At 72.4% G+C, this 12674-nt stretch carries 9 protein-coding genes and 1 pseudogene; 7 read left to right on the top strand and 3 right to left on the bottom strand.

Annotated features, from left to right (window positions below; genetic code table 11):
* Positions 1-164: 164 nt before the first annotated feature.
* Positions 165-1060 (top strand): annotated as a pseudogene (locus tag WMF33_RS47250) (DEAD/DEAH box helicase family protein); the annotation flags it as partial.
* 203 nt (positions 1061-1263) lie between these two features.
* On the opposite strand, the gene WMF33_RS47245 reads toward WMF33_RS47250, so the two are convergent.
* Positions 1264-1557, bottom strand: a complete 294-nt coding sequence (locus WMF33_RS47245; RefSeq protein ID WP_437334708.1) for a DUF6968 family protein — start codon at positions 1555-1557, stop codon at positions 1264-1266.
* Positions 1558-2137: 580 nt separating this feature from the next.
* Between WMF33_RS47245 and WMF33_RS47240 the strand changes: the two genes are divergently transcribed.
* A complete protein-coding gene (locus WMF33_RS47240) occupies positions 2138-2503 on the top strand; it encodes a VOC family protein (protein WP_437334707.1) in 366 nt (121 codons plus the stop codon).
* Between the two features lie 253 nt (positions 2504-2756).
* On the opposite strand, the gene WMF33_RS47235 is transcribed toward WMF33_RS47240, so the two are convergent.
* Entirely contained in the window at positions 2757-3548 is a 792-nt protein-coding gene (locus WMF33_RS47235; RefSeq protein WP_437334706.1) for a hypothetical protein, read from the bottom strand.
* Positions 3549-3927: 379 nt separating this feature from the next.
* Between WMF33_RS47235 and WMF33_RS47230 the strand changes: the two genes are divergently transcribed.
* The 4 genes from WMF33_RS47230 (at position 3928) to WMF33_RS47215 (ending at position 7331) form a co-directional block, all read left to right on the top strand.
* Positions 3928-4782, top strand: coding sequence for a hypothetical protein (locus WMF33_RS47230; protein ID WP_437339586.1), 855 nt, complete (start codon positions 3928-3930; stop codon positions 4780-4782).
* A 118-nt stretch (positions 4783-4900) separates the two neighbouring features.
* Positions 4901-5164, top strand: a complete 264-nt coding sequence (locus WMF33_RS47225; RefSeq protein WP_437334705.1) for a hypothetical protein — start codon at positions 4901-4903, stop codon at positions 5162-5164.
* 137 nt (positions 5165-5301) lie between these two features.
* The gene (locus WMF33_RS47220) at positions 5302-6081 is read left to right on the top strand and encodes a helix-hairpin-helix domain-containing protein (protein WP_437334704.1); all 780 of its coding nucleotides are present in this window, start codon (positions 5302-5304) and stop codon (positions 6079-6081) included.
* Positions 6082-6122: 41 nt separating this feature from the next.
* A complete protein-coding gene (locus tag WMF33_RS47215) occupies positions 6123-7331 on the top strand; it encodes a hypothetical protein (protein WP_437334703.1) in 1209 nt (402 codons plus the stop codon).
* Positions 7332-7750: 419 nt separating this feature from the next.
* Here the strand turns inward: WMF33_RS47215 and WMF33_RS47210 are convergent, their stop codons facing one another.
* Positions 7751-10360 carry a protein kinase domain-containing protein gene (locus WMF33_RS47210; protein ID WP_437334702.1) on the bottom strand — a complete coding sequence of 870 codons (2610 nt, stop codon included), beginning with the start codon at positions 10358-10360 and terminating at the stop codon, positions 7751-7753.
* A 472-nt stretch (positions 10361-10832) separates the two neighbouring features.
* Between WMF33_RS47210 and ggt the strand changes: the two genes are divergently transcribed.
* Positions 10833-12668, top strand: a complete 1836-nt coding sequence (gene ggt, locus WMF33_RS47205; RefSeq protein ID WP_437334701.1) for a gamma-glutamyltransferase — start codon at positions 10833-10835, stop codon at positions 12666-12668.
* Positions 12669-12674 lie beyond the last annotated feature (6 nt).

Genomic DNA, 12674 nt, shown 5'->3' with positions numbered 1-12674 from the left:
TCGCCACGGAGGTCGAGCAGAAGCGGGCGAAGGACGTCGCGGCGGTCGAGCGCCAGAAGGCGCAGCTCGCGGCCGAGCTCGCCGCCCTGCAGGCCCAGGCCGCGGCCGCGCCGCCCGAGGTCCTCCAGGCGACGGTCGACCGCGCCGCGGAGGCGGCGCAGGCGGTTCACCTCGACGAGGCCGCCACGCGGCGGCTCATCGACGCGCAGCTCCGGGACGCGGGGTGGGAGGTCGACTCGGAGCGGCTCAGCCACGAGCGCGGGGCCAGGCCGCAGAAGGGGAAGAACCTGGCGATCGCCGAGTGGCCGACCGCGAACGGCCCGGCGGACTACGTGCTCTTCCTCGGGCTCGAGGCGGCGGCCGTGGTCGAGGCGAAGCGCAAGCGCAAGGACGTGGCCGGCGCCATCGAGCAGGCCAAGCGCTACAGCCGCGGCTTCGGCGCGGCGGACGGCGCGGCGCCGGCCGGCGGCCCCTGGGGCAAGGACCGGTACAAGGTCCCGTTCCTCTTCGCCACGAGACGTTCGCGCAGATCTTCGACCTCAAGGAGCTCAAGGATCAGAAGCCCGATCCCGACACGAAGCTCCACATCGCGACCGTGCAGGGCATGGTCAAGCGCATCCTCTACCCGTCGGAGGCCGGCGAGACGCCGCCGGTGGATCAGTACGACTGCCTCGTGGTCGACGAGTGCCACCGCGGCTACGGGCTCGACCGGGAGATGAGCGACGCGGAGCTCGGCTTCCGCGATCTCGACGACTACATCTCGAAGTACCGGCGCATCCTCGACCACTTCGACGCGGTGAAGATCGGGCTCACCGCGACGCCGGCCCTGCACACGACGGAGATCTTCGGCGAGCCGACGTTCCGCTACTCGTACCGCGAGGCGGTGATCGACGGCTGCCTCGTCGACCACGAGCTGCCGGTCCGCATCGTCACCGAGCTCGCCGAGCGCGAGATCCGCTGGGCGAAGGGCGAGCAGGTGAGCGTCTTCGACCCGGGCACGCAGCAGCTCGACCTGATCCACCTCGAGGACGAGGTGAAGATCGACATCGATGGCTTCAACCTCCAACGGCGCCAACCGACGCCGTAAGGCTGCAACGCCAGAGCTCAGGGAGGCTGTTGCCAAAGCGACAAACTTTGCCCCAAGTCCACGGAACCTGGCCCCGAGATCTGCTCGGAGATAACAACGGGACGATATCACGACCGCGGCTAATCCTCGCTTCCTGGCGGATGCGAGCGGGCCGGCCACACGTCGCAGCTTGATCGCTAGTCTCCGAACCCCGTCCCGTCAGCCCCCTCCCATATCAGTCTCCCTCGATCCCGCCACTTATTGAGCAGATCTGGAATCGCAGCCAACGCCGTCTGGAGCGCCTGCATCGAGTCGTCCCCACTGGCGTGCGTCCGCAGTGGCTCCTCCGTCCCGTGCTGAATCTCCACATCCACCCGCCAGACCTTCCCGGGCTCTGTATAGGGGCGGCCGAGCCAGATGAACAGGAAGAAGCGCTCGTCCGAACCATGCGGGATGAAGGTCAGCTTCCGTTCCGCCCAGACGTTTTCCATGACTGGATGCTAACGTTGTTCAGCATGGCGTCAAGCGTGCGAGGCCAGTCGTACGCACCGGCGCTCGGCTCACCAGCAGAACGGCCCCTGCATACGTGCTTGCATGTGGCATTGCACGAGATCGATGCGACCCAGCACCGTTCGCGGAGAGCTCTGTCTGGAATCAAGCGGCAGAACGCCTCGACTCTCTCGGTTCCGGCGTCGCACGCATCCTCGCATCTTCCGCGGGTTGCCGGCTGCGCAAAGACTGGCACAGAAACGAGGTTCAGCATCGCAGCGGCAGCGATGGCCCGAGGGATCATCACGCACCTCCCACCTCCGGTGATTGCCATCTCTGGGCCGAGCGCTCGCGCGCAGCTTCTGCTCTTGAAGGGTCGACGAGCAACGGCTTCCAGCGGCAGTCGCGAGGCGGATCGGCCACGCCTCTCCGTTCTCACCGGACCGCGGTGGCGGGTGGGGTGGCCGAGAGACGTCGCAGCGCGCCTCGATCGCAACATTCTCCAAGAACGCCCCGCGCTCCGTCGTTAGGGTCCCCCACGTGGAGGCGCCCCATGATGGGCCCTCCTCCACCGGAGGTACCATGTACGATCACATCGGCGTGAAGGTGAAGGACATCGACGCGAGCGTGCGCTTCTACACCGCCGCGCTCGCGCCGCTCGGCCACGTGCTCTGCTCCCGCGACGAAGCTTCCGCGAGCTTCGGCCCCGAGGGCGCGCCGGCCCTCTATCTGCAAGCGGACGACAGCCCCCGGGGCCCCGGCGCGCACATCGCCCTGCGCGCCGCGGATCGTGCCGCGGTCGATCGGTTTTACCGAGAGGGCCTCTCGGCCGGCGGCCGAGACAACGGCAAGCCCGGCGTGCGCGCGGATTACAGCCCGACCTACTACGCCGCTTTCCTGCACGACCCCGACGGCAACAACCTGGAAGCGGTTTGCCTGAAGCCGTAGTCGTTCTGCGCGCGCGCGGGGTGGCCCAAATGCCCGCGGCGCCGCTCAGGGGAACGGCTCGTCGGAGCGGTCGTGCAGCTCGCGCGCGGCGCGGGGTCGCCGCGGTTCCTTGGGAAACCGCACGTCCGGCGGAGGCGACGGCGGTCCCCGGGACGCACCTCGAGGAGCAAGGACTCGCGAGGTAGAGCCTTGCGCTACGAGGGTTGCTGACGCACGCAGGGGCGGCGCAGCCGCCGCGCCCCGGTCGCAGAGCTCATCGAGCGGTCCCCGGAGGTCCCTCCTGCGCTTTTGCTCCGATCAAGACGCGCAGATTGTCCGCGTAGCGCGGATCGTCGCCCCCGCAGCGGGGCAAGCTCCCCATCATGTCGTCCACGCTTTCGCCCACGACCGCACGATACGTCCCACTCGCGTCGATGTCCCCCTCGTGACCGTCGAGGATCGACGCTCCCTGGACGTCGTCGACCCAGAAGCCCATCCGCGCTCTGCGGCGGGTCAAGCATTCGTCCTCGACCTCCACGGGGCATCCTTCCTCCGTGCCGATCACCGTCCAGATCGGCGAAAAATAGCCGTCGCCGGGCTCTGGCGTCTCGTATCCACCTCGGACGCCTCCCGCGAGCAGCGCGCCCGTGACCTCGGAGCCGGCGCGCACCACGAACCATTGATTCTCGCCGAACTCCGGGTCGGTCCGCGCCGCCCGCAGGAACACGGGACCGCTCGCGGGAATGGCGTCGGCAATGCGGGAATCGGCGATGGTCAGCGTCAGGCTGTGCTCGCCGTCTCCGTCCGTGCAGAGAAGGTCGCGCGACGTCGGGGTGGCCGCCTCCACCTGGCAGGGCGCGGTGACGTTGTACAGAAAGTAACCGTTCGTGTCGCCCGGCCAGCCCTCGATCGTGAGCTCGAAATCCGCCGAGAGCCCGGCCTGCCGGGGCTCGCACGCGGACGTCGGCTCCGGGCTCGTCGGGTCGTCGCTGTCGTCCGGGATGCCGGGTTGCGACGTCTCGACGGGACCACACGCGATCGCCGTGCAGAGGGGGACGAGCGACATGAATGCGAGAGCAGAAGAGGTGCGCCTCATGCGGCGGCATGCTCGCAACCCGTGTGCCACTGCGGACACGACAAGATCACGGCCTCTGGCGCCGATCACCCCCCGCGGCATGGCCCAAGCTGTGATGGGGTGAGACGGAATGTGCCATTTCCTCGCGGGCCGACGACGGCATGGCTTGCCTCGGCCGAGCCGAGGATGCCCCGCGAGCTACGCCGGAGCGCGGCGGGCAGCGCACAAAGGCAAATCGGTCGCTCCTCGTGCCCGTAAATATCACATAGGAGCCAGCTGCTTCTCCCCGGCGCCGCCCCCGCGGGATGGCACGCGCTCGTGAAGCGCTCTCTCTGCTGGCCCGGCCGAGAGGACCCCCGTCATGCCATCGATGATCCATGAGGCGCTGCTGCACCTCTTCCGCAACCGGCCGACGCTGGCGGCCGAGGTGCTGCGCGACTCCCTCGGCGCGCCGGTGCCGCGGTTCACCGAGGCGCGCATCGAGCCGGCCGACCTGACCGAGATCGTCCCTGTGGAGCACCGCGCCGATCTCGTCGTGCTCCTGCTCGACGGCCGCCCCGTGCTCGCGATCGTCGTCGAAGCGCAGCTCGGTCGGGATCCTGACAAGGAATACGCCTGGCCCTCCTATCTCGTGGCGGTCCGCGCGCGCTACCGGTGCCGGGCCTGCTTGCTCGTCGCGACCACCGACGAGGCGATCGCCGCCTGGAGCGCCCAGCCGATCGACCTCGGCCCGCCCGACTGGGTGCTCAGGCCTTACGTGCTCGGCCCCAGCGCCGTCCCGGTCGTGACCGAGCCGGCCGACGCCCGAGCGAGGCCCGAGGTCGCGGTGCTGTCGGTCATGGCGCACGGGCAGAGCGCGGCCGGCCTGGCGATCGCGATGGCTGCCCTGGCGGCCGCCGCCGGGCTGGATCAGGAGCGGCAGGCCCTCTACCTCGATGTGGTGCTATCCTCTCTGAACGAAGCAGCGAGGCGAAGCCTGGAGGCGAAAATGAAGAGCGGTTACGAGTTCCAGAGCGATTTCGCGCGCAATTACGTGGCCAAGGGGCAGCGGGAAGAGGCCGCGAACGCCGTGCTGACGGTGCTCGAAGCGCGCGGCCTGGACATCCCCCCGGAGGTCCGCGAGCGCGTCCTCGCGAGCACCGACATGACCGAGCTCGATCGCTGGCTCCGCCGCGCCGTTCTCATCACCGACGCAAAAGTGCTCTTCGATTCCACCAGCTCCTGACGTCAAGAACGCCCCCTGCCGCCCCTCACGGGCCGCGCTCCGCGCTTGCGCAAGCCCGGCACCCCCGATCGCCGCCGGGGGTTCCACATCGAGAGCGTCTCCCGTAAATAGACCCCGCTTGCGGACGCTGCGGCCCAGCCAGGTCATCGCCGGGGCCGTCGCCGCCGGGCTCTCGCTCCTCGCGGCGCCGTCGGCCGCCGGCGAGGTGCTGCCGGGCGGGGCGCGGCTGTCCTACGCGCGCGATCCCGGCGCCGCGGCGTGCCCCGACGAGGAGGGCTTCCGCAACGCCGTGGCCACGCGGCTCGGCGGCGTCGACCCGTTCTCGCCGGACGGCGCGTGGCGGGTGACCGCCGTCGCCCTCGCGGGTGACGCTCCGCTCTAGCGCTGACGCAACCCCGCAGCGCAGACCAATCTCCTCCCACAGCGCGCCGGCCGCTCGAGCTCCGCGCCGGATTGACAGCCATGCCAGCTTTCGGCGGGCTTCCGTCGGCCCTACAAACGGCCGGGGGAGGCTCGACCATGACCAAGAAGTCATCGCGCGAACCGCGCATCGATCTGAACACGGCAACGGAAGAAGAGCTCACCGCGATCGAGGGTGTCGACGGCGAGCGGGCTCGCCTCATCATCGAGCACCGGAGCGAGCGCGGCCCCTTCCGCAGCTGGGAGGATCTGCACCAGGTGCCCGGCATCGACGGCGTGATGCTCGGCAAGCTCCAGCGCAGCGGCTCGCTGGGCGGCGCGACCGAGGCCTCGGGGAAGGGCGCCGGCGCCGGAGGGGCGGCCGAGGCGGAGCCGGGCTCGGCGACGAAGCGGCGCTCGTCGGGCGGCGGCGAGATCGGCGATGCGGCGGCCCTGGAGCAGATCATGGGGCTCATCCTGCTCGACAGGGCGGCTGCCGAGGCGTACCGCGTGGCGATCGGCGTGTGCAAGACGCCGGAGATCAAGAAGCAGCTCGAGGGGTTCCGGGCGGATCACGAGCGGCACGAGCGCGAGCTCCTGGACGCGCTCGGCGCCTCGCCGCCGGACCAGCCCGATGAGCGCGGCCAGTGCATTCGCCGCTACACCGAGCTGTCGGCGCGCGAGGAGCGGACGGCGCTCGTCGCCATGCGCGGCAACGAGGAGCTCACGAACGACGCCTATGCCTCGGCGCTGGCGAGCGATCTGCCGGACGAGGTCCGGCGGATGGTGGAGGCGAACTGGCAGGACGAGCGGCGCCACATCCGCTGGATCAACGAGGAGATCCGGACGCGCGGCTGGGAGCTCCCGGAGGTGCCGTCGACGCTGGCCGAGGCCGCCTGAGCGGAGTAAGCTCGCGGGAGCTCGGCTGAGCTTGCGCGGGAATGGCCTCTCGAACCAAGGGAACGCGCGGCGGTGCTCCTCCTCCGGGTGGCGTCGTCGACGAGGAGGAGGAGGTCGACGCCCTTTACAAGAAGCCGCTCGCCGACTTCACGCGCGCCCGGGACGAGCTCGCGAAGCGGCTGCGGCAAGCCGGGGACAAGGGCGCGTCGGATCGCGTGAAGGCGCTGCGGCGGCCGACCGCGGCGGCCTGGACCTTGAACCAGCTCGCGCGCCGCTATCCGCAGCGGATGGAGGGCCTGCTCGACGCGGGCGAGCGGCTGCGCGAGGCCCAGCGGGGGGCGCTCGGGCCGGGCGGCGCGCAGGGGCTGAAGGACGCGAGCCAGGAGCACCGCGCGATCGTGAACGAGCTCCTGCGGGCGGCGCCGGCGCTCTTCGCGGAGGGGGGCTATCGGGAGAAGGGCAATCCGATGGACCGCTTGCGGGATTCGCTGCTGGCGACCCCCACCGCGAGCCCGTCGGATCTGGAGCTGCTCGCGCGAGGGCGGCTGTCGGGAGAGCTCGAGCCGGGGGATCTCTCGGACATGCTCGGGCTGCTGCGAGGGCGGCCCTCCGAGAGGCCCGCCGAAGCCGGGGCGGGCCGCGGGAGCAAGGGGGCGAAGGCAGAGGCGCCGGCGCGACGCCGGGGGCGCGCGGAGAAGGAGGCGCCGGAGCGGCAGAAGAGGGCGGGAGAGGAGCGCGAGAAGCAGCGCGCCGCGAGAGAGCGTGAGAGCGCCGCAGAAGAGCGCGCCCGCGAGAAGCAGCGCGCCGCGAAGGCGCGAGAGCGCGAGGAGCAGCGCGCCGCGAAGGCGCGCGAGCAAAAGGCGAAGCTCGCCGCCGAGGAGCGCGAGAAAAAGGCGCGGAGCGCGGCCGACGAGCGAGAGCAAAAGGCGAAGCTCGCCGCCGAGAGGCGAGAGCGGAAGGAGCGGCTCGCGGCAGAGCAGCGCCAGCAGAAGGCGCAGCTCGCGGCGGCAGAGAGAGAACGGGATCAGGCGAGCCGCGAGGCGTCGCGGGCCGCCAAGGACGCAGATCGCCTCACGAAAGAGGCGGCCAGGATGAGCCGCGCCGCGGAGAAGGCCGAGGAGGCCGCGCGGGCCGCGAGGAAGCGCGCCGACGAAGCGGAGCGAAGAGCGGCGGAGGCGCAGCAGAAGGCGGCCGAGGGCGCGAGCCGCCTCGAAGCGGCCGAGGACAGGCTCGATCGGCTCGGGCGCTGACACACCATCAGGACTCTGATGAGGACACGCTGCCCTGAGATCCGGATTCGGCACCAACGGACCGAGAAGGCCATCCGCACGAACAGCGCATATTCTGAAGAGCAGCAGAATTTAACGCAAAGGCGCAAAGGCGCAAAGGCGCAAAACGACGGAGAGGGGGATGAACGAGAATGAGATAGCCAAGATCGTCGTCGATGCGGCGATCGAGGTGCATCGCGGCCTTGGAGGTCCGGGGCTTGCCTTTTTGCGCCTTTGCGCCTTTGCGTTAAATTCCCGCTCGCCGCTGCGACCGACGGGCTCCGCCGCCGTTCAACGACCAAGGTGCTGGTGTAGACGACCCAACCAGCGGATGCACCCGACGCCTTGGTGCCTTGACGGTTCGGCCCCTCCTCGTCCCAGCACCGCTCCCGGGCGCCGCGCTACCGCTTCTTTCGCGGCTTCGGCGGGGCGGTCGGCTTGATATCGATGGCCGTGGCCCCCTGACACGGCACCTGCGCCGTCACGCCCGCGCTGAGCCACTCGGGGAACTTCGTCTTGCCGGGCTTCCCGACGCGCACGAAGAAACGACCGCAGCGGATGACGAGCGGCTCGTTGACGTCCCCCGCGTACTTGCCGGTCACGTAGACGCCCCCCGGATCGGGGAACCCCACCGTGAGCACGCCCTGCCCCTTGGGCAGGGTGGCGGGGTTGACCCCCCGCCCTTGGCCGGCGGCCTCCTTCGCCGCAGCCTCCTTCGCCGCGGCCTCCTTCGCCGCCGCCTCCTTCGCCGCCGCCTCCTTCGCGGCAGCCTCCTTCGCGGCAGCCTCCTTCGCGGCAGCCTCCTTCGCGGCAGCCTCCTTCGCGGCAGCCTCCTTCGCGGCGGCCTCCTTCGCCTCCTTCTCCTTCGCGGCGGCCTCCTTCGCGGCCGCCTCCTTCGCCGCCGCGGCCTCCTTCGCCGCCGCCTGCTTCGCCGCCGCGGCCTCCCTCGCCGCCTCCTTCGCCGCCGCGGCCTCTTGCGCCGCCAGCTCCTTCGCGGAAGGCGCCTTCGCGCCCGGCGCCCGCTTCGCCGAGGTCGCAGCGCTCGGCGGCGGCGCCGGCGCCGCCGTGGCCGTGACGACGGGCTCGGCGGCCGTCGCCGCCTGCTCGACCGGCGCCGCGGCGTCCGGCACGGGCCGCTCCCGGCGCGCGACGTAGATCCACATCGCCGCCACCACCGTCGCCGTGATCGCCGAGACCGCGATCGTCCCGACCGGCGACAGCGAGCGCGGCGCCTGCCAGCCCAGCGTGGGCGAACGCTGGCGCCGCGGCCCGCCCGGCGGCGGCGACGACTCCGCCGAAGGGCCGCGCAGGCCCGCCGCGCTCGGGTACGGCACCCCCCCGCCCGCCGTGCGGTCCACGGGCACCGTCACCCCGGGCGGCGTCAGGCCCGTCGTGCCCATGGGCACCGTCACCCCCGACGGCGTCACCGGCGAGTTGGACGGCGGCTTCGGCGGCGGCGCGAAGAACGCCGGCGTGAGATCCGCCGGGAGCGCCGGCGGCGGACCGAAGCGGATCGCCTCCGGGATCGCCGAGATCGACGTCCCGAAGCGGACCGACGGCGCGCCCGTGCCCGGGATCGTCGCGTCGTCCTCCTCGAACACCGGCTCCAGCTCGGGCAGCGTCGCCGGCCCGCCCCCCGCCAGCACCTCCTCGGCCGCCGCCGCGTCGCGCTCCGCCGCGCGCTTCGACGCCTCGTACAGCCGGCCGAACGTCTCGCGATCCGGCAGCGCCGGCTTCCGCCCGTCGGCGCCCTTCACCCCGACCGCGGCCGGCAGCGCCGCCGCGACCGGCGTCGGCGGCGCTTGAGTTGCCGGCGCCGCCGGCACCGGGATCGTGATCGGCTCGGGCCCAGGCGCGCGCGCCGGCAGCTTGCCGTCCGGGCGCGCCGCCGCCGCCAGCGCCTCGGACGGCGCCGGCGCGGGCGGCGTCGTCCCCGCCCGCGCGCCGCCGGGCCGGAGCCGCGCGGCGCCGCCCTCCCTCGCGGCCTGATCCTTCGCGAAGAGATCCTTCGCGAGCCGCTTCGCCGCGTCCGCCGCGGGCCGCGCCGTCTGCCCGCCCTTGCCCTTGACCGGGATCGTCGGCCGCCGGTCCTCCTCGGGATCCGCGTCCTCGATCTCGATCGTCGCGTGCGCCGACTGCACGCGCGTCACGAGCTCCGCCTTCCCCTTCTCCGGGCGGGCGACCTTCGCGAGCGTCTGCTCGATCTCCTGGGTGGTGGTCTTCCGATCGTCCGGCGACAGCGCCAGGGCCGTGTCGAGCAGCGCCACGACCGGGCGCGGGATCTCGGGGCGGATCGACGCGATCCCAGGCGGCTTGGTGCCGTCGGCGGGCGGCCGCCGCCCCGAGAGCAGCGACCAGAGCAGGAGCCCCAGGCCGTAGATATCGGCCTTGACCGTGACCCGCTCGGCGCGCACCTGCTCGGGCGCCATGTAGCCCGGCGCCCCCTTCACCACGCCCGCGATGGTGTCCGGCGTGCGCCCGAGGATCTTGCCGATGCCGAAGCCGGTCAGGCGCACCTGCCCGTCCCACCCGATCACGATGTTCTCCGGGTGGAGGTTCCGGTGAATCACCGGCGCGGGGCTGCCGTGCTCGTCGGTCAGCCCGTGCGCGTGCGCGAGCGCGCCGGCGATGCAGTGGACCAGGTAGTAGACCGCCGCGTCGGCGAGCTTCTGCTGCCGCGCCGCGAGGTGCTGGAGCAGCCGATTGAGGTTCACGCCCTCGACGTGCTCGAGCACGAGCACGAGCCGGCCCGCGTGCTCGAAGAAGTCGAACATCCGCACGATGGCCGGGTGGTTCATCGACGCGCAGATCGACGCCTCGCGGGCGAGCTCGTCGGCGAAGCGCGGATCGCCCTCGGCCGTATTCGGGACGAGCTTCAGCACGCAGACGCGGCGAAACCCGAGCGGGCCGTCCAGCCGCCCGAGATAGACGCTGGTGGGCCCAGAACCGGCCAGGCGCCGGAGGATCTTGTAGGCCCCAATCGTCTCGGGAGCGGGCTCCGTCGGAAACATCCGGGGCCGATCATACCCAAGCGCGGCGAAGCCCCCAAGCCAACGACCAACACGGATCGATTCACGGCGCCTAGAGGCGTCTCCGGGCGCCTCGGTAAGACGCCCTGCTCCACGCGCCCTGTACGGCGCGTCGCTCTCCCGCTCGCGGGAGAGCGGTACAGCTGATCAGCAGAAACCCGAACAGCTGTGACGGATTACGGCGCACGCTCCGCCGCGCGCGCCGGCGCGGCGCGGAGACCCGCGGGACGCGCGCACCCCGGGCGCCGCGCGTCCCCGCGCGCGGCGCGGATGGAGACGCCGCGCGATCCACCCGCGCCGCGCCCGCACGCGAGGTGTGGAGAACCCGCGCCCGCGCGCGGGCGGCGCGCGGCGTGTGGAGAACCGGCGCCCGCGCGGGCGGCGCGCGGTCGCGCTCGCGCGGCTGCGCCTCCGGCCTTCGAGCGGCGCTGGGCCTGGGTTATAAGCCGCCGCGATGAAGCTCCGCGCCTCTCACCGGCTGCTCGCCGTCGTCCTCCTCGCCCTCGCCGGCTGCGAGGCCGCCGTCCCGCCGGCGCCGCCTGCGCCGCCCCCGCCCCCGTCGCCCAGCGCCGCCGCCTCGGCGCCCGCGCCGGCCGCGCCGGCCCCCCCGCCCGCGCCGGTGTCGCGGTTCCCCGCCGGGTGGCCTTACCCCGAGGGCGCGCCGCCGGTGCGGGGGCCCTCGATGGTCTCCAGCGACGCCGCGCTCGCCACGAAGGTGGGCGCCGACGTCCTCTCCTCGGGCGGCAACGCCGTCGACGCGGCGGTCGCGACGGCGTTCGCGCTCGCCGTGGTGCACCCGACGGCGGGCAACCTCGGCGGCGGCGGGTTCCTCGTCGCGCGCGTCGGCGACAAGGAGCACGCGCTCGACTTCCGCGAGACCGCGCCGGCCAGGGCGACCCACGACATGTACAAGGGCAAGGACGGCAAGCCCACCGAGAGCTCCCGCGTCGGCCACCTCGCGGCCGGCGTGCCCGGCAGCGTCGCCGGGCTCTGGGAGGCGTACGACAAGCTCGGCTCCAAGAAGAAGACCTGGGCCGAGCTCATCGCGCCGGCGATCCGGCTCGCGAAGGAGGGCTTCCCGGTCGACGAGAACTTCGCGACCACGGTCAAGTCGGCCTCGAGCAAGCTCGCGCGCTTCCCGGCCTCGGCCGCGCTGTTCCTGCCGGGCGGCGCGCCCATCCAGGTCGGCGCGACCTGGAAGTCGCCCGAGCTCGCGGCGACGCTCGAGCGCATCGCCGAGAAGGGGCCCGCGGGCTTCTACGAGGGCAAGACCGCCGAGCTCGTCGTCGCCGAGATGCGGCGCGGCAAGGGCATCATGTCGGCCGCGGACCTCAAGGGCTACAAGGCGAAGTGGCGCGACCCGATCGTGTTCGAGTACCGCGGGCGCCGCGTCGCCTCCATGCCGCTCCCCTCGTCGGGCGGCCTCGCCCTGGCGATGATCGCGCACCAGCTCGATGGGCTCGACGTCGCCAAGCTCGGCTGGCACTCGCCGTCGCACGTGCACGTGGTCGCCGAGGCGATGCGCCGCGTCTTCCTCGCGCGCAACGAGATCCTCGGGGATCCCGACTTCGTGAAGAACCCGGTGGAGGAGCTGCTCTCGGTCGCGTGGGCCGAGAAGCAGCGCGCCACGATCGCGCCGGACCGCGCGACCCCGACCGACGAGCTGACCCGCGGCGCGGGCGTCAAGGACTCGGGCGGCCGCGGCCCGCACACGACGCACTTCTCGGTGGTCGACGCGCAGGGCAACGCCGTCGCGCTGACCACGACGCTGAACGGCTGGTACGGCTCGGGGGTGACGGTGACCGGCGCGGGCTTCGTGCTGAACAACGAGATGGACGACTTCGCCACCGTGCCCGGCACCGCGAACCAGTTCGGCCTCGTGCAGGGGGAGGCCAACGCCGTCGCGCCCGGCAAGCGCATGCTCTCGTCGATGTCGCCGACGATCGTGACGGGGAAGGACGGGCGCGTGGAGCTCGTGCTCGGCGCCGCCGGCGGCCCCACGATCCTCACGGCGGTCTTCCAGATCCTCTCGAACGTGGTCGATTTCGGCTTCGACGTGACCACCGCGGTCAACGCGCCGCGCTTCCACCAGCAGGACTACCCCGACAAGCTGTTCATCGAGAAGGGCGGCTTCCCCGACGAGCTGCGGAGCGCGCTCGGCGCGATGGGCCACGCCTTCGACGAGCGCGGGCACATCGCCGACGCGCCCGCGATCGGCCGCGAGGGCGCGGCGTTCGCGGGCGCGCGGGAGCCGCGGCGGCCGGGCTCCGAGGCGGCGGCGGGGAAGTAGCCGGCG

Source organism: Sorangium sp. So ce394 (assembly GCF_051474665.1).
GTDB lineage: Bacteria > Myxococcota_A > Polyangia > Polyangiales > Polyangiaceae > Sorangium > Sorangium cellulosum_D.
The sequence above is the reverse complement of the archived record's forward strand: the minus strand, read 5'-3'. Positions and strand labels throughout refer to the sequence as shown.